22 protein-coding genes are annotated in these 19,518 nt (G+C 59.0%); 11 read left to right on the top strand and 11 right to left on the bottom strand.

Going from position 1 to position 19,518, the window contains the following annotated elements; all coding sequences use genetic code 11:
• Nucleotides 1-12 precede the first annotated feature (12 nt).
• The 4 genes from BLV67_RS24965 (at nt 13) to BLV67_RS24980 (ending at nt 3,115) form a co-directional block, all read left to right on the top strand.
• Nucleotides 13-888: a LysR family transcriptional regulator gene (locus BLV67_RS24965; protein ID WP_069786573.1), complete on the top strand. Its 876-nt coding sequence runs from the start codon at nt 13-15 to the stop codon at nt 886-888.
• A gap of 111 nt (nt 889-999) precedes the next feature.
• A complete protein-coding gene (locus BLV67_RS24970; protein ID WP_069786642.1) occupies nt 1,000-1,425 on the top strand; it encodes a VOC family protein in 426 nt (141 codons plus the stop codon).
• Between the two features lie 159 nt (nt 1,426-1,584).
• Nucleotides 1,585-2,127, top strand: coding sequence for a cysteine hydrolase family protein (locus BLV67_RS24975; RefSeq protein WP_069786574.1), 543 nt, complete (start codon nt 1,585-1,587; stop codon nt 2,125-2,127).
• Between the two features lie 4 nt (nt 2,128-2,131).
• The gene (locus tag BLV67_RS24980) at nt 2,132-3,115 is read left to right on the top strand and encodes a GlxA family transcriptional regulator (protein ID WP_065931391.1); all 984 of its coding nucleotides are present in this window, start codon (nt 2,132-2,134) and stop codon (nt 3,113-3,115) included.
• On the opposite strand, the gene BLV67_RS24985 is transcribed toward BLV67_RS24980, so the two are convergent.
• The gene (locus BLV67_RS24985; protein WP_065931392.1) at nt 3,086-3,253 is read right to left on the bottom strand and encodes a DUF2986 domain-containing protein; all 168 of its coding nucleotides are present in this window, start codon (nt 3,251-3,253) and stop codon (nt 3,086-3,088) included. The two genes, BLV67_RS24980 and BLV67_RS24985, sit on opposite strands and share 30 nt — an antisense overlap.
• Before the next feature lie 140 nt (nt 3,254-3,393).
• Here BLV67_RS24985 and panB point away from each other — a divergent pair, with 140 nt between their 5' ends.
• On the top strand, nt 3,394-4,209 hold the full coding sequence (panB, locus tag BLV67_RS24990; protein WP_069786575.1) for a 3-methyl-2-oxobutanoate hydroxymethyltransferase: 816 nt from the start codon (nt 3,394-3,396) through the stop codon (nt 4,207-4,209).
• Here the strand turns inward: panB and BLV67_RS24995 are convergent.
• The 6 genes from BLV67_RS24995 to BLV67_RS25020 form a co-directional block, all read right to left on the bottom strand.
• Nucleotides 4,197-5,576 carry an aminotransferase-like domain-containing protein gene (locus tag BLV67_RS24995; protein ID WP_069786576.1) on the bottom strand — a complete coding sequence of 460 codons (1,380 nt, stop codon included), beginning with the start codon at nt 5,574-5,576 and terminating at the stop codon, nt 4,197-4,199. The two genes, panB and BLV67_RS24995, sit on opposite strands and share 13 nt — an antisense overlap.
• A gap of 108 nt (nt 5,577-5,684) precedes the next feature.
• Entirely contained in the window at nt 5,685-6,461 is a 777-nt protein-coding gene (locus tag BLV67_RS25000; protein WP_065931395.1) for a sulfotransferase family protein, read from the bottom strand.
• Nucleotides 6,458-7,813: an MATE family efflux transporter gene (locus BLV67_RS25005; RefSeq protein WP_141722702.1), complete on the bottom strand. Its 1,356-nt coding sequence runs from the start codon at nt 7,811-7,813 to the stop codon at nt 6,458-6,460. Before BLV67_RS25005 ends, BLV67_RS25000 begins: the two co-directional genes overlap by 4 nt.
• A complete protein-coding gene (locus BLV67_RS25010) occupies nt 7,810-8,514 on the bottom strand; it encodes a JmjC domain-containing protein (RefSeq protein ID WP_065931397.1) in 705 nt (234 codons plus the stop codon). Before BLV67_RS25010 ends, BLV67_RS25005 begins: the two co-directional genes overlap by 4 nt.
• A gap of 27 nt (nt 8,515-8,541) precedes the next feature.
• Nucleotides 8,542-9,432 carry a nucleotidyltransferase domain-containing protein gene (locus tag BLV67_RS25015; RefSeq protein ID WP_065931398.1) on the bottom strand — a complete coding sequence of 297 codons (891 nt, stop codon included), beginning with the start codon at nt 9,430-9,432 and terminating at the stop codon, nt 8,542-8,544.
• Nucleotides 9,433-9,504: 72 nt separating this feature from the next.
• Nucleotides 9,505-9,687: a hypothetical protein gene (locus BLV67_RS25020; protein WP_065931399.1), complete on the bottom strand. Its 183-nt coding sequence runs from the start codon at nt 9,685-9,687 to the stop codon at nt 9,505-9,507.
• 453 nt (nt 9,688-10,140) lie between these two features.
• Here BLV67_RS25020 and BLV67_RS25025 point away from each other — a divergent pair, with 453 nt between their 5' ends.
• Together BLV67_RS25025 and BLV67_RS25030 are read left to right on the top strand one after the other, a co-directional pair.
• Entirely contained in the window at nt 10,141-11,124 is a 984-nt protein-coding gene (locus BLV67_RS25025) for a DUF1852 domain-containing protein (protein ID WP_069786578.1), read from the top strand.
• Nucleotides 11,125-11,153: 29 nt separating this feature from the next.
• The gene (locus tag BLV67_RS25030) at nt 11,154-12,188 is read left to right on the top strand and encodes a methionine synthase (protein WP_069786579.1); all 1,035 of its coding nucleotides are present in this window, start codon (nt 11,154-11,156) and stop codon (nt 12,186-12,188) included.
• Nucleotides 12,189-12,432: 244 nt separating this feature from the next.
• Here the strand turns inward: BLV67_RS25030 and BLV67_RS25035 are convergent, their stop codons facing one another.
• Nucleotides 12,433-13,860, bottom strand: coding sequence for an MFS transporter (locus BLV67_RS25035; RefSeq protein WP_069786580.1), 1,428 nt, complete (start codon nt 13,858-13,860; stop codon nt 12,433-12,435).
• A gap of 95 nt (nt 13,861-13,955) precedes the next feature.
• Between BLV67_RS25035 and BLV67_RS25040 the strand changes: the two genes are divergently transcribed.
• Nucleotides 13,956-14,579 carry a helix-turn-helix transcriptional regulator gene (locus tag BLV67_RS25040; RefSeq protein ID WP_208604503.1) on the top strand — a complete coding sequence of 208 codons (624 nt, stop codon included), beginning with the start codon at nt 13,956-13,958 and terminating at the stop codon, nt 14,577-14,579.
• 26 nt (nt 14,580-14,605) lie between these two features.
• Here BLV67_RS25040 and cynR read toward each other — a convergent pair whose 3' ends face one another.
• A complete protein-coding gene (gene cynR, locus BLV67_RS25045) occupies nt 14,606-15,502 on the bottom strand; it encodes a transcriptional regulator CynR (protein WP_069786581.1) in 897 nt (298 codons plus the stop codon).
• A gap of 111 nt (nt 15,503-15,613) precedes the next feature.
• Between cynR and BLV67_RS25050 the strand changes: the two genes are divergently transcribed.
• Both BLV67_RS25050 and cynS read left to right on the top strand, forming a co-directional pair.
• Nucleotides 15,614-16,255: a carbonic anhydrase gene (locus tag BLV67_RS25050; RefSeq protein ID WP_065931404.1), complete on the top strand. Its 642-nt coding sequence runs from the start codon at nt 15,614-15,616 to the stop codon at nt 16,253-16,255.
• Between the two features lie 31 nt (nt 16,256-16,286).
• On the top strand, nt 16,287-16,757 hold the full coding sequence (cynS, locus tag BLV67_RS25055) for a cyanase (RefSeq protein WP_017136972.1): 471 nt from the start codon (nt 16,287-16,289) through the stop codon (nt 16,755-16,757).
• Between the two features lie 132 nt (nt 16,758-16,889).
• On the opposite strand, the gene BLV67_RS25060 is transcribed toward cynS, so the two are convergent.
• The gene (locus tag BLV67_RS25060) at nt 16,890-17,951 is read right to left on the bottom strand and encodes an alpha/beta hydrolase family protein (RefSeq protein WP_069786582.1); all 1,062 of its coding nucleotides are present in this window, start codon (nt 17,949-17,951) and stop codon (nt 16,890-16,892) included.
• Nucleotides 17,952-18,158: 207 nt separating this feature from the next.
• Between BLV67_RS25060 and msrA the strand changes: the two genes are divergently transcribed.
• Nucleotides 18,159-18,665, top strand: coding sequence for a peptide-methionine (S)-S-oxide reductase MsrA (msrA, locus tag BLV67_RS25065; RefSeq protein WP_065931406.1), 507 nt, complete (start codon nt 18,159-18,161; stop codon nt 18,663-18,665).
• Between the two features lie 156 nt (nt 18,666-18,821).
• On the opposite strand, the gene BLV67_RS25070 is transcribed toward msrA, so the two are convergent.
• The gene (locus tag BLV67_RS25070) at nt 18,822-19,145 is read right to left on the bottom strand and encodes a DUF6124 family protein (protein WP_069786583.1); all 324 of its coding nucleotides are present in this window, start codon (nt 19,143-19,145) and stop codon (nt 18,822-18,824) included.
• Nucleotides 19,146-19,518: the final 373 nt, after the last annotated feature.

Consider the following 19,518-nt stretch of genomic DNA (forward strand, 5'->3'; position numbering starts at 1 on the left):
TAGGGCAGGCCCATGATCAGAGAGTTGAGAACCTTTGTAAGCGCCGCCCGCCGTGGCACCTTTGCCGCCGCCGGGCAGCAGGTGGGGCTGACGCAATCGGCTGTGAGTGCGCAGATCAAACACCTTGAGGCCGCCCTGGGCGTCAAGCTGTTCGACCGCACCGGTCGCTCCGCCACGCTCAATGCGGCGGGGCAGCGCGCGGTGCCGCTGGCGGAGGAGATCCTCGATATTTTCTCGCGCATGGGCGCGCCCGACAGCGCCAACAACTTTCACGGTTCGCTGCGCATCGGCGCCATCGGCAGTGTGCAAACCGGCCTCCTGCCCCAGGCGCTGGTCGCGCTTAAACGCCGTGCGCCGTTTATCGAGGTCAGCCTGGTGCCCGGCGTATCGCTCAACCTGCTCAGCCAGGTGGATGCCGGTGAGCTGGACCTGGCGATCATGATTCACCCGCCCTTCAACCTGCCCAAAGACCTGAATATCGAAGTGATCGCCCGCGAACCCTTTGTGCTGATTACCGCCAAGGACGTGCAGGGCGACGACCCGCTGCAGATTCTGCGTGAACAGCCCTTCGTGCGGTATGACCGTGGCTCGTTCGGCGGGCGCCAGGTCACGCAGTTTCTCAAGGAACACAAGATTCAGGCCCGGCAGGCGCTGGAACTCGACGAACTGGACGCCATCGTCAAGATGGTGCGCAGTGGCTTGGGCGTGTCGCTGGTGCCCTTGGCTGGCCTGTGGCTGGAACATGGCAGCGACGTGCGGGTTTTGCGATTGGACACGCTCACGTTCTACCGTGAAATCGTGCTGCTGACCAAGTACACCCAGCGCCAATTGCCGCTCTTCGAATTATTCAGGGCGTGCGTCATCGAAGTGCTGGGTGCGCCGAAGTAGGGCGCGAGCATCAAAATTATTGAGGCTCAGGGCGAAGGATATCCGCTTTATCCATGGGGCTTTGTGGTGAAGAATCGGGGTCTAACCCAACAGAACCTGCAGGTAGCCACCGTGAGCCTTTCTCCCTTTCATCTAGCGATTCCCGTCTACGACCTGGCCGCCGCGCGTCACTTCTACGGCGATGTGTTTGGCCTTTCGGAAGGGCGCTCCAGTGCGCAATGGGTCGACTTCGACTTTTACGGCCACCAACTGGTGATTCACGAGCACCCCAAGACTGCATCCCAGGAATCGGTGCACTCCAACCCCGTGGACGGCCACGATGTGCCGGTGCCGCATTTCGGCATCATCCTGCAGTGGGACCAGTGGGAGGCCCTGGCTGAGCGGCTGCGCGCGCGTGAGACCCGGTTTGTGATCGAACCCTACATCCGCTTCAAGGGTGAGGTGGGCGAGCAGGCCACCATGTTCCTGTTCGACCCGTGCGGCAACGCCCTGGAGTTCAAGGCGTTCAAGGACATGAGCCAGCTGTTCGCCAAGTAATTGCTCACCGTGCGGCAAACTTCCGAGGGTGATTTGCGCGGCTGAGCGGGTATGTCCGAATCGGTCCTGAAGTGGTCCGCCACCTGCCTGTCGCTCATCGACAGGTGTGCTTACCATGGCTTGCATCAACCACTGTGATGCAAGCCTCAAGGACCTATCATGAGCCGCAAAGCCCTTATCGTTATCGATGTGCAGCAGTCATTCCGTCATTCTGATTACTGGTCCGAAAATGACCTGCCACAGTTCCTGAAAAAACAGCAGGCGCTGATCGATGGGTGTGTTCAACAGGGCATCCCGGTGATACAAATCTTCCATGTTGAAGACCAAGGGCACTTTTCGATGGCATCGGGCAATGTCAAAACCTTGAGCGAGTTGTCGATCAACCCCGACCTGATCATTCACAAGCGCTTTCACAGTGCCTTCGCCGGCACGCCTTTGGCTGCACGGCTTACGGAGATGGGTGTGAGCGAGCTGATCATCAGTGGCATCCGCACCGAACAGTGTTGCGAAACCACCACCCGGCAGGCGTCGGACAGCGGTTTTGCGGTGGATTTTGTCAGCGAGGCAACGCTGACCTTCCCGATGACCCACGCACGCAGTGGCCGAGAATACAGCGCCGCCGAGATTCGTGAGCGTACCGAACTGGTGCTGGAAGAGCGCTTTGCGCGCATCGTCACCGTCGCCCAGGCCTTGGAGAGTTGAACCCGTGAGCGTGCCGGTGCTGTTCGTGCTGTTGCCCAATGTGCTGATGCTGGACCTGGCCGGTCCCGCCGAGGTGCTGCGCCTGGCCGCGCAAAGCGAGGCCCCGGCAGCCATTGACTTCGACTTGCAGTACGTCAGCCCGGTGCCCGCGCTGCAAACCTCCATCGGCTTGCCGCTGGCCGGCTTGGCGCCATTGCCGCCCAGCCTGGCGCCCGGCACGCTGGTGGTGTTGGTCGGCTCCACGTCGAAGGTGAGCAAGGCGCAGCGCCAAGCGTTTGAGTCGGCCAGCGACACGCTGACCCAATGGCTGCAAAGCGTGTTTGCGCCGTCGGGCCAGCGTTTGATCTGCGTGTGCGCCGGGGCATTGAGTGCCGCCCGCGCCGGGTTGCTCGATGGCCGCCAGTGCACCACCCACCACGCGCTGTGCGCGGCATTGCAGGCCCTGGCACCCAAGGCCCGGGTCCTGGAAAACCGGCTGTATGTCACGGACGGCCCGGTCAGTTGCAGCGCCGGTGTCACGGCGGGCATCGACCTGATGCTGCACCTGCTCGCCGAATTGGCCGGGCCGCGCCTGGCCTGCAGCGTGGCGCGCGACATGGTGGTGTACATGCGCCGCAGCGGCGCCGACCCACAGCTCTCAGCCTGGATCAGTGGTCGCAACCACCTGCACCCGGCCGTGCATCGTGTGCAGGACGCCATCACCGCGGCACCCTGTGAAGCCTGGACCGTCACACGCATGGCCGAACTGGCCTGCACCAGCAGCCGACACCTGGCGCGGCTGTTCCACGAACACGTAGGCATCAGCCCGCTGGATTACCTGCACACGCTGCGTATCACCGTGGCCCGTGAACTGCTCATGGCGTCGAGCCTGGACATGGAAACCGTTGCCGAACGCGCCGGCTTTGGGTCAGCCCGGCACCTGCGGCGAATCTGGAACAAGTATGAGGTGGGCACGCCCTCAAGCGGGCGTGTCGGCAGCGCTGGTTGAGGCTTGATCGGCCTCGGCTTCGAGTTTGGCGCGGTCGGCTTTGCTGATGTATTTATCTTTGCTCTTGGGCGCCAGTTTGGCGCTGGCCTTCTTGGCTTTGGCCTTAAAGAGCTGCTTGAGTTTTTTCTGGCGGTTCATGTGTCGGTGCCTGGTGGGTGAAGGCCAGGATGATATCAGGTTAAAAACCTGGGTCGCTTTTTAGCGTCAATCTGTGCATTGAACGCCCTGGGGTTTTACCAATAATCGGGCCGTGAATTCAGCACAAACGGAAAACACCGATGAGCCTCCACACCCGCAGCAAACGCTTGACCGTCCCGCAACTGGTCGCCATGAAGGGCCAGCAGAAAATCGTCTCCCTCACCGCGTACTCCAGCGCCATCGCCAAGCTGATCGACCCGCTGGTCGACTTCATTCTGGTGGGTGATTCCACGGCGATGGTCGGCTATGGCCGGGCCTCGACCTTGAGCATGCAGCTGGAAGAAATCATCGGCCACACCCGCGCCGTGGTCGACAGCACGCGCCTGGCCTGCGTGATTGCCGACATGCCGTTTGGCAGCTATCAGGAATCCAATGAGCAAGCGTTTCGCAACTGCGCCCAAGTGCTGGCGCGCACGGGTTGCGATGCGGTGAAGCTGGAGGCCAACGTGGCACTGGCGGGCACCGTGGAGTTTCTGGTGGCGCGCGGCATTCCGGTGATGGCCCATGTGGGGTTGATGCCGCAGTTCGTCAACGTGATGGGCGGCTTCAAGGCACAAGGGCTTACCGCCGAAACTGCTGCTGTGATTGCCGCGGATGCCCGTGCCAATCTGGAGGCGGGCGCCTTCAGCCTGTTGCTCGAAGGTATGGCCGAAGGTGTTGCGCGGCAGATCACTCTGGATTCAAGGATGCCCACCATCGGCATTGGTGCCTCGCCTGCGTGCGATGGCCAGGTGTTGGTGACCGAAGATGTGCTGGGTTTGGGCGGCGAGCATCTGCCGCGCTTCGTCAAACAGTACGCAGATGTAGGCGCCGTGATTCGCGATGCCTGCGAGCGGTTTGCCGATGACGTGCGCCATGGCCGTTTCCCCGAAGCGCGGCATTGCTACGGGCTTTGATCAAACGCTTCGGCCAATCGCTTTACGGCCTGGGCGATATCCTTGCTCCAGTCGAGGGTGTAGCTCAGGCGCAGGTGCTGCGGCCAGGCGCCGTGCTGGCTGAACAGCTCGCCAGGGGCGATGACGATGCGCTGGGCCAGCAGGCGCTCAAACACCTGGCGCATATCCACCGCATGCGGCGCTTGCAGCCAGAAGCTGGCGCCGCCTTGGGGCGCAATTACCTGCCAATGTTCCTCCAGCAAGGCTTTCATGCCGGTCATGCGCTCCAGCAGCAGCGCCCGCAGCGTTTTCAAATGCGCGTCGAGTCGCTTGGAGGTGAGCAGCTTGGCGATCGCCTTTTGCCGGATCGGTGACAGGCGAAACCCACGCTCCAGAAACACCCGCTGCAATTGCGGCCCCTGCCCGCGACACAGCACATAGCCATACGGCGCTTCGGAGCCGATGACTTTATCGAAGGTCGAAAACACCAGCAGCTTCTGCGGGTCGGCGAAGTCGCGATAACGCGGCGGCTGCGCTTGGAAATACAACTCGCCGTAGGTGTTGTTTTCAAACAGCCAGATAGCCCGCGCCGCCAGCCAGCCGCAGATCTGCTGCTTGTCCTGTGCCGGCATCACGCCGCCCTGGGGGATATTCACCGTCGACGACAGCACCGCCAGGCGAATCGGTTCACGCATCAGCACGCCTTCCAGCGCCGCCAGGTCGAAACGCCCGTGGGCGTCGAGGGGCATTTCGATCACGCGAATCTTCGCCGCCTGCAATTGGCGCAGGATCGCCCACGAACACGGTGACTCCACCAGCGCCACCGTGCCGCACAGGTCCAAGGCGACCAGTGCCGCCTCCAGCACGCTGTGCAGGTCCGCGCCGATATACACCTGGTCGGCCTGCCAGTAGCGGTCGGCGGATTGGGTGTAGCGCTCAGCCAATGCGGCGCGCAACTCGGGCTCACCGAAGGGTAAATAAAGCGGCGCGAGGGAGCGTGGGTGCTGGCGGGTCAGTTCACGTTCGAGCATCAGCAGCGGGTTTTCCAGCGACAACAGCATGGCCGGTGCATCGCTGCTCAAGGCCAGCATTCCCGGCTGGCGGGCATTGGCGAACACCTGATCGAGCAGGTTGGTTTCAGCGGAGGTTGCAGTGGAAATCATGGCCCTTATGAAATAGCCCTGTTTGGGCCGGGCGTAGATCCGCCCTTCATCCTCAAGCAAGGCATAGGCGTATTTGGTGGTCGACACCGACACGCCAAGGCGCTCGGCCAATTGGCGCAGGGACGGCAGCTTACGTTCGCCTGACGACGGGCTGGCGTCGATCAACTCGACGAGGTAGCGGTAGACCGTCTGATAGGCGAAAGCGCTGTTTTGGGTGCTATTCATGCTCACTCGAACCGTTCGAATCCCCTGTGGTGGGGCCGGTCCAGTATTACGCAAGGCCGTTGAATACGGAAACTGCCGGGGGCCTTCGAGCCATAGGGCAGACGCCCGCTATCCGGTTTGCGCCGGGAACTTGCGCAATAATTGTTGGTAGGTGGCGTTAAGGGCGCGGTCCAGTGGCGTGGCTTCCGCGTCCGGGCGGGGCGCGTCACAGCGTGTTCGCAAGGGGTTGATGACCAGTTCCGCCTGCGCATTGACGGTAGCCAGTGTGGGGCGCGCGACGCTGCTAGCATGGCTTTTGGATAGAACTGCCCTGTCAAACGAGCCGGACACACCGTAGTGGTTAAGCTGGGTGTTCAAGTGGTCCAGTGTCGCCAAGGGGTCGGCACACAGCGCGTCATAACTGATGCCGATCGAAGCGGGGTGTTGGCATTGCAGGATGCGGTTATTCAGGTCGCTCCAGAGCTGCGCGCGGTTGTCGTCGCTTGGCCCCGCCCACTCGTAACCTTGATCCCAGGAGCGCCTCAGGCTCTGGATAACCCCTGAATAGTGGCGAAACATATAAATAAACAGTGCAGTGGGGTGCAACGCCTGCAGTTGCGTGAGTATTCGTGCATTCCACGGTGTGGAGTCGCACAGGATCGGTTTTTGCGGGTTGGCTGCCCTGATGTCGTCAAGGAAGTCCAGCGCATTGCCCATCAGGTTGGCGCGATAAGCCTCGGCATACGGCCCCGGCGTTCTCCTGAAAGCCTCCTGGCTGACTTGGGTTGAGAAATACGATACGCCCAACTCCCCGCAGTAATTCACGTTAGCCAGTGACCCCAGCAACTCCCCCATCAATGTATTGCCCGAACGCGGGCAACCACAGACAAAAATCATCTCGATCATTTCAGGCTGCCCTCGCAGGAAGCGCTTCCCACGGGTGGGCCAGCGGGCAGAGACTCGTCACTTTTAAACGATTTTGAAATACGCAAGCCGATAGCGACAAGGCCAATCACGCTGCACAACAGGAAGACAGAGAACAGAAGGCTGGTTCGCTCAGCGGATGCCGGCTGGGCGTAGGCAATGTAAAAGACTAAAGGGAGCTTGATCAGCGCGGACAGTACAAATGTCAGTTTTTTGATAAAGGTCGTATCGCCTTTGGCACGCAAGACTGCCCGTTGCGCGAAGAGGGTGATGCAACTGATCAGTGTGATCAGGCTAATTAGAAAAATGACACCGGAGGGCGGGCTGGTTGGCTGTAATGTGTGGTAGAGGTAGACATAACAGACGGCCGCGCAAAACAGTGCCAGCGGCAGGCTGTAGAGCAGATAACCAGTCACCGTGACGCTATAGGTGCGTCTGCTTTCATTAATGGCTTGCGCGATAAACACCGAGGCGGCGGTTGCAAAACCCAGCGAAACACCTTGAAGCATCGCCGTCGTTGAAAAGTAAAAACTCATTAACGCCACGAATTGAACATCCTCAACCAGTACGTACAGAATCAGGAAGTCCACCAGCGTTGAAACACTCATTGCCATGAACAAGTTGAACGCATCTGCGCTAAAGCTGTTTTGAAAGGTGGGCTGGACGCCCGGCGCGTGATGCGCTGTCACGGGGGCGCATGCAACCAGGCGTTTGTAAGCGCGGATCATCAGCGCCAGATAGACGAGCTGCGCCACTGCACAGCCGGCGCCCACATACGCCAGGTCAAGTTTGAAATACAGGACACTGACGGCTGAAAAGGCGCCGCCAAGGCTCAGTGAAACAAGCAAGGCGCGGAAAATATCGTGGCCCTGCTTCTTGGCAATCAACGCCATGTAATAGGGGCTTGCCAAGGTGACGGCAATATAAGAAATCGCCATCCAACGCAAATAGGTCGGTACCGCACCGACGTCGCCATTCGGCTCTACCAGTCGGGTAATGGCGTGGGCCCCGAGGAAAAATATGACAAAGCAGGCCACCGCGCCCAGCACCGAAAAACGCACCATGCGTTTGAGCATGGCGTCGAACGCCGCGCGCTGATGGTCGCCATTCAATCGGTTGAGCCGTATGCTGCCGGCGCCGTTCATGGCAATGATCATGGCGCCATAAATAAAATAGATTCTATTGATGTACCCGGCAGACGCCGCTGCACTCAAGCTGATAGTAGCGGCCAGGAAAATACTCAACATGTTCTGCGCGGCATTCACGCAATTGCTCAGCACCAACGGTAGAGCGGTTTTCAGTACGGGCCGCCATTCGGGTAAGGCATGTTTCACTTCACGTCACCCCATATGAATTTGTGCAGCGGTCGCGGCGTCATCCACACATTGAGGTGGCTTGAGTGCTCGTCAGTGGGCAGCGCGCGATGAATCGTGCAGCGAGGCAGGTACATCACATCACCGGCCTGCAGGGTTATTTCGTAGCTCGGTGCATGTTCCGCCACGTGCGCTCTGACCATAGGCGTATAAAAGTGCGGGGATGAAACAGCTTCGACGTCTGCAACGATTGCCGGCCACACTTGCCATTTCTTGCTCCCCTCCAGCTGGATGATGAAGGCATCATGGGCGTCAAAATGTTCGTCAAAAAGAGTGCTGGCGGTGGGGGCGTAAAATAGGCAGAAACTGAACGTGAACGGGGACAATTCTGCATTCAAGCGATTGGCCAGTGTGGTGAAGTTACTGTCATATTTTTCCAACCAGCGCAGGTAAACGGCGCACCCTTCCTGTGTGATCAACTCCCGGATATTTTCTTTGATGCACCTGCCGCCTGAGGTGTAGGCGTCACGCTGGCAATACGTTCCATTCTTTATGATCAGCAAATCTTCATGCTCAACAGGGTTGCTCAGCAGGGAGAGAATGTAGTCAGCGCTTTGATTGCCGACCAAGGGCTTGGCTGCGGTTTTCGAGGTGATGAGGGATGTTTCCCAGCGGTGGGGAAACAACACCTGCTTGCTGATGCCAAACAGTTCTTCAAACACGGTTATCTCTCGGCTCGGTGAGGGCATTTAAAGGTGTTCTTCAAGCGCTTGGGTAAACCCTGAAAGCTGGATAAGCAGGTTGTCAGTGGCAGCAGGTGTTGCGCACTCGAAGCATTCGGAAAATGCTGAGATAACGGCGCTTGGATAAATCTCATAGCGCACGGAAAAACGTTGCAGGTGGCGATAGCCTCTGAATAATTGCCCGTTTACAGCAAAGAAAATATGACAAAAAGCCGCATACAAAATCCCCAGCATCTCATAGTAAGTAAAGAAGTCTTTACGGATAAGGTATTTGCTGAGGTTGTAGTTTTTCAGGTACCGGAGTTTGTCTGAAATAATGAGGCTCGCGTGTTCGTAAGAGAGGTCTATGCGCCGTATCAACTCGTCTACTTCAGGGGTTGAATGAAGATAGATACCCTCTTGCAGGTTGGCAAGACAGTCCTGATGGCTGGCTGAAAGGTCAGTCATCGACTGAAAGCTTTCTATCATGTTCTCAAGGCTTTCCAGGCTGATCAGGCGAACATCCAGTTTGTTGTCAGGTGGAAACTCGGTATCGATTCGATATTCGTATTGCCTATGTTCATAGGGTAAACCAAGGTGTTCCAGGCAGCCGATCAGGTGGCGCTCGGAAGCGATCAGGCATACATCGGTATCGGAGAGTGTATCGGCCGTGCCTTTTGCCAGTGAGCCGCCAATGAACACCGCGTGCAGCCTTGAAATAAATTCACTTGCGCCCTGACAGGCAAGAAAGGCCTGTACATGTTGTCGACGCTCTTCAAGTAACCCGCTGTCAGTCATAGGGTGGTTGGCGGCGGGCAAAAGAATTTGTGCCTCTAATGCATAGAGCGAAAACGGCAGTGCGCAGCGATATTTGCCTGTGCGCTGTATATTCAATGTGTCACCTTGGATTTTTAACATGCGATGAAAGGCCCGGCTTGCAAGTATCAAATAGACTGTGCGTCGTGTGTAACGGTTTTTTCGCGTGGAGAATTACATGTAGCGGGGTTCACCGTCCATCGTGGCGACCATGCCCGATTTGAACAGTTCTTTAGTGGCCAGCATTGCTTTTACTTCTTTGACGCTGTCAGCAGCGTCAGCGGGTTGAGCGCGGTTGATTTTAGCAGCGAGTGCAGAGAACTTAGCGCGGGAAACGGTTTTCGATTGAGCGGTCATAATCATTCCTTAATTAGTCTGCAAACCGGGATTGATAACGTAGGTGGCTAACGATCGAAAATCAATACGGCATTACAAACTTCATGTTTTTATAATTAAGGCTTAACCGGATTGACTTTAAAGCTTAATCTTTGTGCGGGCGTACCGGCCCGAAACTCAGCAGATGCACCACAGCAATGCCCGGTTCGATGGCCAAGCGCAGGTCGAAAGGTGCGAGGGGCAATCCCGGCATTTTCGACGATGGCTTTGCGCGCGATCGTGCGGTGTTTGAGGCCTTGCACTCATCATGAGCAGGGCTAAAGGTTTGGTGAAATCAATTCATTATCTCTCCCTCTATGGTCAGCATAAACTGCACCTCATTGTAGATACAGTAAAGACTTGGGCTGAGCGTCAGCGCTATAAGGCAACCCGTGAATTCAAGTCTGTCTCAACTTTTTGAGGTGTCAGGTTCTCATGAACAACGCGTTTGAGTTTACGATTAAAAGTACTTGTTTTGATGAGCACTATCGCCCTTCTGAAAACACGCGCGTCACCACCAATTTCGCTAATTTGGCGAGGGGCGAGCGCCGCCAGGAAAACTTGCGCAATACCTTGAAGATGATCAATAACCGCTTCAATGCCTTAGCGCATTGGGACAATGCCAAGGGTGATCGGTATGCGCTCGAGCTCGAGATCGTTTCGGCTGAAATGCAGATCGGTGTTGAAGGCAATGGGCAGGCCATTCCGCTGATTGAAGTGTTGAAAACGACGATTGTGGACCGTAAAACCAATGAGCGCCTTGACGGCATCGTCGGCAATAATTTTTCTTCGTATGTACGCGACTATGACTTTAGCGTGGTATTGCTCGGCCATAATAAGGGCCAAGCCGAATTCAGCACGCCCGATAATTTTGGCGACTTGCATGGCAAGCTGTTCAAATGTTTCGTGAGCTCGAGTGCGTACACGCAGAATTTTAAGAAACTACCGGTTATCTGCCTGAGTGTTTCGAATACCAAGACCTATCATCGCACTGAGAACCTGCACCCTGTGTTGGGTGTTGAATACCAGCAGGATGAGCATTCGTTAACCGATGAATACTTCAAGAAGATGGGCTTGAGCGTTCGCTATTTCATGCCGGCAAACAGTGCTGCGCCGTTGGCGTTTTATTTCTTTGGCGACTTACTCAGCGATTACACCAACCTGGAACTTATCAGCACCATCAGCACGATGGACACCTTTCAAAAAATTTACCGGCCTGAGATTTACAATGCGAACTCGGTTGCCGGTAAAGCTTATCAACCCAGTTTGAAGCATCAGGATTATTCATTAACCCTGATTGTCTATGATCGAGAAGAGCGCAATCAGCTGGCGATAGAGCAGGGCCGGTTTGTTGAGGAGAACTTCATCAAGCCCTATCACGCTGTTCTTGAACAGTGGTCCGCTCAATACGCCGCTTGACTCATAAAATTTAAAAGGTTGTGCCTGTCATGAAAAAGTTATTACCCACTTCTACAGCCGGCAGCTTGCCAAAACCCGCCTGGCTTGCCGAGCCGGAGACGCTGTGGTCACCCTGGAAGTTGCAAGGTGACGAATTAATTGAAGGCAAGCAAGATGCCTTGCGCCTGGCATTGCAGGAACAGCAACACGCCGGGATTGATATCGTCAGTGATGGTGAGCAGACTCGCCAACACTTCGTGACGACGTTTATTGAACACCTCAGTGGCGTGGATTTCGAGAAACGTGAAACCGTCAGAATTCGTGATCGCTATGACGCGAGCGTGCCGACGGTGGTGGGCGCCGTTGCCCGCCAAAAGCCGGTGTTTGTCGAAGATGCCAGGTTCCTGCGCCAGCAAACCAACCAGCCGATCAAATGGGCGCTGCCAGGCCCCATGACCATGATCGATACGCTGTATGACAACCACTATAAAAGCCGCGAAAAACTCGCGTGGGAATTCGCCAGGATCCTCAATGAAGAAGCGCGGGAACTGGAAGCGGCGGGCGTCGACATTATCCAGTTTGATGAACCGGCCTTTAACGTGTTTTTCGACGAGGTGAATGACTGGGGTGTCGCCACCCTGGAACGGGCCATTGAAGGCCTCAAATGCGAAACGGCGGTGCATATCTGTTATGGCTATGGCATCAAGGCCAACACCGATTGGAAAAAGACCCTGGGGTCGGAGTGGCGGCAGTATGAAGAAGCCTTCCCCAAGCTACAGAAGTCCAGTATCGATATCATTTCACTGGAATGTCACAACGCCCATGTCCCCATGGAACTGATTGAGTTGATTCGCGGTAAAAAAGTGATGGTCGGGGCCATTGATGTGGCCAACCACGCGATTGAAACGCCCGAGGAAGTGGCCAATACCCTGCGCAAGGCCCTTCAGTTTGTCGATGCCGACAAGCTTTATCCGTGCACCAATTGCGGCATGGCACCTCTGCCTCGCCACGTCGCAAGGGGCAAGTTGAATGCGCTGAGTGCTGGCGCAGAGATCGTTCGAAGAGAGCTCCTAAACGCGCGCTGAGCCAACATTGGAAGGGGTGTACCCAGTTGCACTCCCTGTTCAGGATTTACTCTGGCACTTCCCACTACGACGGTCGAGCAACCGAGCTTTCGTGAAGCGCTCGGGCACTCGATGGACGGCCACGCTTGGCTGCCTGATCCCGGCGTATCACCGTTACGCGCCTTGATCGAGCAACAACTGGGCAACGCTTTGCGCACGCGGCAGTGTCGGCGCTGGATCGCCAAGCGTAGCGCGTAGACGGTGGTCAGGACGGGGTCATTTGCGCCGCCGCAACCTTCACCCGCGTCGCCCGGCGCGCCATTACCCAGGCCAGCACCGGCGCCAGGGTAAACAGGGCAAACAACCAGAGTGCCGCGTTGGCGATGCCGGCATTGCCGGTTGCGTCGTTGATACCCGCCACGTTGGAAATTACCCCGGCCAGTGCCGCGCCCAGGGCCATGGCGAACAGCTGCAAGGTGGTGATCGACGCGGCGGCCGTGTCCTTGTCCTGCTCCGACGCCACTTGCAGGATGCGCGTGAGCAGGTGCGGCCAGCCCAGGCCGATGCCGAAGCCGACCAGGAACAGCCCCAGGCAGATCGGCGCCAGCCGCGCCCATTCACCCAGGCTTTCCACCGGTGTGGTGATGGCCAACAGCACCAGCCCGGCCACGATAAACAGCGGCCCCGCGAGGATCGCGCGCTGTGCGCCGCGGCCGCTCCAGCCGGAGCTGAGGATTTCCGACACGGTCCAGCCGGCCGCCATCAGCGCTGCCATGTAACCGGCAACCAGCGGTGATTGGCCATGCAGGTGTTGCAGGAAATACGGCATGAAAATCTCGCTGCTCATGCCGATCACCAGCAGGCAAGTGGTTGCATACAGCGCGCACAGCGGGGCGTCGAACTTCAGTGCGTCCCTGGGCAGCAGCCGTAGGGTCGCGGTGGATTCGTGGCGGATCAGTGCATACACCAGCACGGCGCACACGGCGATGCCCAGCAGGTTCCAGCTCGGCAGCGCCGAAACGCTGCCGGCGCACACGGCCAGCACGGCGGCGGCCAACAGCACCAGTTGCGGTACCGGCAAGCGGGTTGGCGTGCTCGCCGTGGCGTCGCGTGGCGGAAGTGCGCGGTGGGTGAGCACCATATAGGCAAGGCTTATCGGCACCATGGCGCCGAAGGCGAAACGCCAGGCATCCATCTCGGCGAATACGCCACCGACCGCCGGGCCGACCAAGGTCGCCACGCCCCACATGCCGGATACCAGCGCCATCGCCCGCGGCCACAGGCGCTCTTCGAACACCAGTTGGATCATCGAGTAACACAGGGCCAGCAACATGCCGCCGCCCAACCCCTGAATCAAGCGCCCGACCAGCATCACCGGCATGTTTGGCGCCAGGGCGCAGATCAGCACGCCAACCATAAAGATCAGCGTGGCGAGGGTATACGCCAGCCTTGGGCCGGTACGTTGCAGCAGCTTGGAGGTGAGGGCTGAGCCGATGATCGAGGCCACCACGTACAGGGTGGTGCTCCACGCATACAGGGCCAGACCGCCGATTTCGGCGACCACCGACGGCAGAATGGTCGTGGCGATATAGGTGTTGGTGGCATACAGCGCAATGCCGCCGGAGAGGGCGATGGAACGGGGGGCATTCTTGCCCCGGAGCAACTCGCTCCAGCTGCTGTCTTGGGTGTGCATCGACGATTCCTTGTGCCGCTGGCAGGCTTGGGTTAATTTGCCAAGTAATTGCTTTGAATATTGCGACGAGGCTGTTTATTTTGTCAAGAAACGACTTGGAATATTCGCCGGTGTCGCCGGCGGATCGTTTGCTGCACCTGCTCAAGACCCGTGGGCCACAATTGGCCAGTGATGCCGGTGAGTTCCTCGGCACCACCGGTGAAGCGGCACGCCAGCAGTTGGTGAAACTGGCCGCCAGTGGGTTGGTGGAGGCCCGCTCCGAGGTGCGTGGGGTAGGGCGCCCGACCCAGGTCTGGCAGCTCACGGCGGCGGGGCACGCGCGCTTTCCCGACACCCATTCCGAACTCACCGTGCAACTGTTGCAGACCGTGCGCGAGACCTTTGGTGAAGAGGCTATCGAGCGTTTGATCGACGTGCGCGAGCGCCAGACCCTGGCGTTGTATGAACGTGAGATGCAAGGCGTTCGCGGCCTTAAAGCGCGGGTCGAAAAGCTTGCGGCACTGCGCACGCGTGAAGGTTACATGGCCCAGTGCAGCGAGCAGCCGGACGGCGCCCTGATCCTGGTGGAGAACCATTGCCCGATCTGCGCAGCGGCGACCGCGTGCCAAGGGTTTTGCCGCGCAGAATTGCAGGTGTTCGAGCAGGTGCTACGGGCCAAGGTCGAGCGCGTGGAACATATCCAGCTGGGCGCGCGACGGTGTGCTTATCGGATTCACTGAACGCGCCACCTTTAATCGGTGGCGTTCTAACGCGGGCCTTCTCCTAGTGCTGCTGCTACTTGCTTGGCCACCTCGATAAACGCCCGCGCCGCCGCACTCTGGTACACCCCTTTGCGCTGCATCAACACCGCCGTGCGCTGCAACCGTTGCGGCCCCAGTTCAATCGCGGCCAACTCGGGATGCGCCCGTGCAATCGCGGCCGGCAATAGCGTCGACAGCGTGGTCCTGCGCACCACCTCGATCAATGCGCCAATCACATTGGCCTCCATCACCACGCGTGGGCGGATGCCGTGTTGGTTGCAGTAGCGGTCGATCTGCTCGCGGGTGGCGAAGGCCTTGCTGAGCAAGATCAGCGATTCGTCATTGAGCGCCTGCAACCCGATGGCTGCCTCGCCTGCCAGCGGGTGTTGGTTGCCGACCACCAACGCCAGGGTTTCCACCAGCAGGGGATAGCTGTCGATGTCGGGTGCGTGCGCTTGATCAAAGGCGATGCCCACATCCAGCTCGTCGGCCAGCAGCTGGTTTTCCATCTGCTCCTGGGCGACTTCGCGCAGGTTCAACGTGATGTTTGGGTAGCGGCGGTGAAAGGCTTCCACCAGCGGCCCCACCAGGTAGGTGGTGAAAGTGGGCGTAACAGCAAACCTCAGCGTCCCGCGGCTCAAATCACCCACGTCATGGATCGCACGCTGGCCTTCCTGCAGTTCCTGCGCCGCCCGTAACGCATAGCGCAGGTAAACCTCCCCCGCGTCGGTCAGACGCGTCTTGCGCCCTGAGCGATCAAACAACTGCGCGCCGAGGCTCTCCTCCAACTGCCGCACTTGCTGCGACAGCGCCGGCTGCGAGACATGCAGGGCCGTCGCCGCCCTGGTAAAGCCCTGATGCTCTGCGACGGCAAGAAAGTAATGGATATGGCGCGCCAGCATTCTTGTACTCATAAGATTATCTGATGTGCTTGATCATATATGAGACTTTTACCTTATTTAAGGGGCTGCGTAACCTTTGCTTCATCGCATCGCGAACCAAAGGAGTCACCCATGCAAGCCATCATCGACGGTTTCCTGAAGTTTCAACGTAGCGCCTTCCCCGAGCGTGCCGGCCTGTTCAAAGACCTGGCCAACCAGCAGAGCCCACGGGCACTGTTCATCTCCTGCTCCGACAGCCGTCTGGTGCCGGAACTGGTCACGCAGCGCGAGCCGGGCGACCTGTTCGTGATCCGTAACGCCGGCAATATCGTGCCGTCCTACGGCCCCGAGCCGGGCGGTGTGTCGGCCTCGGTGGAGTACGCCGTCGCCGCCCTGCAAGTCAGCGACATCGTGATCTGCGGGCATTCCGATTGCGGCGCCATGACCGCCATCGCCACCTGCAAATGCCTTGACCACATGCCCGCCGTGGCCGGCTGGTTGCGCTACGCCGACTCCGGCCGGGTGGTCAACGAGGCCCGCCAGCATGTTGACCAACACGCCAAAGTCGCCGCCATGGTGCGCGAAAACGTGATCGCGCAATTGGCCAATATCCAGACGCACCCTTCAGTGCGCCTGGCCCTCGAAGAAAAACGCGTAACCCTGCATGGCTGGGTCTACGACATCGAAAGCGGCTGCATCCAGGCCTTCGATGGCCGCACCGGCCAGTTCGTCGCCCTTGCCGACAACCCGACTGCGCGCGCCGTTTCCTACTAACACCCAACTTTTTACCCACGGAGATAACCCCATGATCCAGTCGCAAATCAGCCAGACCACTCGCCTTGCCCTCACCGACGTCATCCTCTTGGCCAAAGCCCGCAAAGACCTGTCGTTCGCGCAGATCGCCGAAGGCACCGGCCTGCACGAAGCCTTCGTCACCGCCGCCTTGCTCGGCCAGCACCCACTGCCCGCCAGCGCCGCTCAAGCCGTTGCCGACACCCTGGGCCTGGATGCGGATGCCGTGCTCCTGCTGCAAACCATCCCGGTGCGCGGCAGCATCGGCAACGGCGTGCCGACCGACCCGACCATCTACCGCTTCTACGAAATGATCCAGGTCTACGGCACCACGCTCAAGGCGCTGGTCCACGAGAAGTTTGGCGACGGCATCATCAGCGCGATCAACTTCAAGCTCGACGTCAAAAAGGTTGAAGACCCGGACGGTGGCTCCCGCGCCGTGATCACCCTGGATGGCAAGTACCTGCCGACCAAACCATTCTGATTAGCTGAGTGACGGCCCGGCGCTGCAAGGGGTTTGGGCTATGGCAGCCACATTATTTGCGCTGCCTTGAATCCTGCTACGCGGTGCCTTTACCGGGTTTGATCCATTCGCGCATCGTATACGGTGCGCTTTTTATGGGTGCAGACCTGGCTTTTCGTTAGGGGCCGTCCGCGCCAGGAACCCCGTAATCAACCCCACCACCTGCTGCTGAATCACCGCCCGTGGCCGCCCACCCTCGCCATCGCGGCAAATCATGCCATCGCCCGGCGAGCTTTCCTCAATCAACTCGATTGCGCCCGGTTTGCAGATCGACATAAAGCTGAAGTGCGTGGCGTCGCTGATTTCCACGTACTGGGTCGAGGCTTTTGGCAGGCGCTTGACCAGGTTGGCGGATTCCAGGTTGGGGTCCATATCCTCGGTTGGCACGCCCCCCGCGATAACCAGCGCAGGCACCTTGAATGCCGCCAGGCTTGCGTCGGTCATGCCGCGTGACAGGCCCAGATCCAGAGACACGATGGTGGTGACGCGCTTGTCGCTCAAGTCCGCGGCCAGCCGGGCTTTGCCTTCGGGCGTCGCGGCGGGGTTCATCTCCTGGTAGCCGATGCAACCGCCCAGCTTCGGGTGTGCGGCGCAGTCGCGGCCGATCAGGTCAGGGTCGAAGCGCGCGCCGGCGATTTCCAGCACGGTCCAGCCGCCGAGTGAATGGCCGACGGCGGCAATCTGTTGGTTCGCCACCGCGCCAAATCGCTTGGGTTGAGCCAGCACCGCGTCGATGGCGCGGCTCAGGTCGGCGGGGCGTTGCCATAGCTGCGCGGCCGTTTGCGCGTTGCGGTCCTTGGTGGTGGTGCCGGGGTGGTTGACCGCCGCGACGATGTAACCGTTGTGCGCCAATGCACTGGCCAGCCACACCTGCTTGCCCCAGTTGCCGCCGTAACCGTGGGACAGCACCACCAGCGGATGCTCGCCCGCAGCCGGCGGCGCGTCGGGCACGGAGAGGGCGCCGATAAAGACCGCGTTGTCGGCGATCAGCGTGGGTTTGGCCGTGGTGGTCGCGGGGTACCAGACCACCAGCTCCAGTGGGCGATTGTTGTGCGCATCGGGCAGGGTGGTGGTTTTGAAACCGACCGGGTTTTCGTCGGCGAAGGCGGGTGTGGTCAGGCAGAGCAGGAACAGGGCGTGTAGAGCGGTTTTCATTGTTGTTATCGTCCTTGATTTAGGTGGCGAATCATCACCTGAAACCCTGTGGTCTGCACATCCCCTGTTTGCAGTTAATACCGCCCCGTTGGAGATCGTTTCGCTGGCCCGTTCGTCTGTTAGTGTTTGAGATTAATCGCCTGTGCCACCTTGGTATTGGCCAACCCAGCCCCATAACTACCCTCGTATCCACTGAGGGCGCAGACCATGACCAACCCGACCGAAACCGCCATCCTTGCCGGCGGCTGCTTCTGGGGCATGCAAGACCTGTTGCGGCGCTACCCTGGCGTGCTGCAAACGCGCGTCGGCTACACCGGCGGCGATGTGCCGAATGCCACGTACCGCAACCACGGCAACCATGCCGAAGCGATCGAGATCGTGTTTGACCCGGCGGTGATCAGTTATCGGCAGATACTGGAATTCTTTTTCCAGATCCACGACCCGAGCACGCCTGACCGCCAGGGCAATGACACGGGGCCGAGCTATCGGTCGGCAATTTACTATTTGAGTGAGCAGCAGCGCGATATTGCCGAAGATACGGCGGCCGACGTGGACGCGTCGAAGCTGTGGCCGGGCCGTGTGGTCACCGAGATTGAGCCGGCCGGGCCGTTCTGGGAGGCGGAGCCTGAGCATCAGGATTATCTGGAGCGGATACCGAATGGGTATACCTGCCACTTTATTCGGCCGAACTGGAAGCTGCCGAAGCGGGCTTGAGGCGCGCCGGGCAATGATCGTTCCCACGCTCCGCGTGGGAATGCCGCCTCAGACGCTCCGCGTCCAGCTGTCGACGCCTATTTTAAGGCCTGCGCAATGTGACGCGGAGCGTCACGGGATGCATTCCCACGCGGAGCGTGGGAACGATCATCAGCGTTAGCCGGCGGCCTCGCGCTCCAGCAGCTTGTCCATCAGCAACACCCCCAACTCACTCAACTGGTGAATCGCCAGCGCCACGTCGCGCTGTTTTCCGGTCAAGTCTTCTGACAGGTCGAGCAGCAAGGCGGTGACCGAGGAAAAGGTTTCGTAGCTGTTGGTGATCAGGGTTTCGCTGCTGGCATCGGCGGCGACGTTGAACAGCGCAGGGGGTGACATAGCCGGGTCGGCTTTTGGATTGAGGTAGTGATCAATTGCACGATGCGCGGCCTGATTGAGTTTCAGGTCCGGTTCGCTTGGAGGGTTCGGCGTTATTTTGAACATACTTGGAATTTCCCACTTTAGGGCCGCCACCTCTGAGCTACTAAACAAAGGGGTGGCAGCTGTGCGCAGGTTAGTAGACCGGGGAATTCCAAGAAAGCCGGCGCGCCCGAAGACGCCCTGCACACAGCCACCATCAAGCACGGACGAAGCCGTTCGACAGATGAAGCTCATGCACTGACTGGAATAACCCCGGGCTACTAAACCCGATCACTGAATTGTCAGCGACCGAGCAACCTTAGAGACGCCCACCATAGCGCACAAGCCGGCGGATTCTGACGCAAGCGTAGGCAAGGGAGCAAGGCGCTGTGGCTTCGGACTTTGCTGTTTCAGTGTGCGCTGTAGGACGTGAACCCTACACTGACCTAAATGTGGG

The sequence above is a fragment of the Pseudomonas salomonii genome (genome assembly GCF_900107155.1).
Taxonomy (GTDB): Bacteria; Pseudomonadota; Gammaproteobacteria; order Pseudomonadales; family Pseudomonadaceae; genus Aquipseudomonas; species Aquipseudomonas salomonii.

Excerpts from the sequence above, each read along its gene's own strand:
- BLV67_RS24995 (WP_069786576.1), bottom strand. The coding sequence starts at position 5,576 with ATGAATAGCACCCAAAACAGCGCTTTCGCCTATCAGACGGTCTACCGC.
- BLV67_RS25035 (WP_069786580.1), bottom strand. The coding sequence starts at position 13,860 with ATGCACACCCAAGACAGCAGCTGGAGCGAGTTGCTCCGGGGCAAGAAT.
- msrA (WP_065931406.1), top strand. The coding sequence starts at position 18,159 with ATGACCAACCCGACCGAAACCGCCATCCTTGCCGGCGGCTGCTTCTGG.
- BLV67_RS25060 (WP_069786582.1), bottom strand. The coding sequence starts at position 17,951 with ATGAAAACCGCTCTACACGCCCTGTTCCTGCTCTGCCTGACCACACCC.
- BLV67_RS25030 (WP_069786579.1), top strand. The coding sequence starts at position 11,154 with ATGAAAAAGTTATTACCCACTTCTACAGCCGGCAGCTTGCCAAAACCC.
- cynR (WP_069786581.1), bottom strand. The coding sequence starts at position 15,502 with ATGCTGGCGCGCCATATCCATTACTTTCTTGCCGTCGCAGAGCATCAG.
- panB (WP_069786575.1), top strand. The coding sequence starts at position 3,394 with ATGAGCCTCCACACCCGCAGCAAACGCTTGACCGTCCCGCAACTGGTC.
- BLV67_RS25025 (WP_069786578.1), top strand. The coding sequence starts at position 10,141 with ATGAACAACGCGTTTGAGTTTACGATTAAAAGTACTTGTTTTGATGAG.
- BLV67_RS24985 (WP_065931392.1), bottom strand. The coding sequence starts at position 3,253 with ATGAACCGCCAGAAAAAACTCAAGCAGCTCTTTAAGGCCAAAGCCAAG.
- BLV67_RS25050 (WP_065931404.1), top strand. The coding sequence starts at position 15,614 with ATGCAAGCCATCATCGACGGTTTCCTGAAGTTTCAACGTAGCGCCTTC.
- BLV67_RS25020 (WP_065931399.1), bottom strand. The coding sequence starts at position 9,687 with ATGACCGCTCAATCGAAAACCGTTTCCCGCGCTAAGTTCTCTGCACTC.
- BLV67_RS25070 (WP_069786583.1), bottom strand. The coding sequence starts at position 19,145 with ATGTTCAAAATAACGCCGAACCCTCCAAGCGAACCGGACCTGAAACTC.
- BLV67_RS24965 (WP_069786573.1), top strand. The coding sequence starts at position 13 with ATGATCAGAGAGTTGAGAACCTTTGTAAGCGCCGCCCGCCGTGGCACC.
- BLV67_RS25015 (WP_065931398.1), bottom strand. The coding sequence starts at position 9,432 with ATGTTAAAAATCCAAGGTGACACATTGAATATACAGCGCACAGGCAAA.
- cynS (WP_017136972.1), top strand. The coding sequence starts at position 16,287 with ATGATCCAGTCGCAAATCAGCCAGACCACTCGCCTTGCCCTCACCGAC.
- BLV67_RS25000 (WP_065931395.1), bottom strand. The coding sequence starts at position 6,461 with ATGATCGAGATGATTTTTGTCTGTGGTTGCCCGCGTTCGGGCAATACA.
- BLV67_RS24975 (WP_069786574.1), top strand. The coding sequence starts at position 1,585 with ATGAGCCGCAAAGCCCTTATCGTTATCGATGTGCAGCAGTCATTCCGT.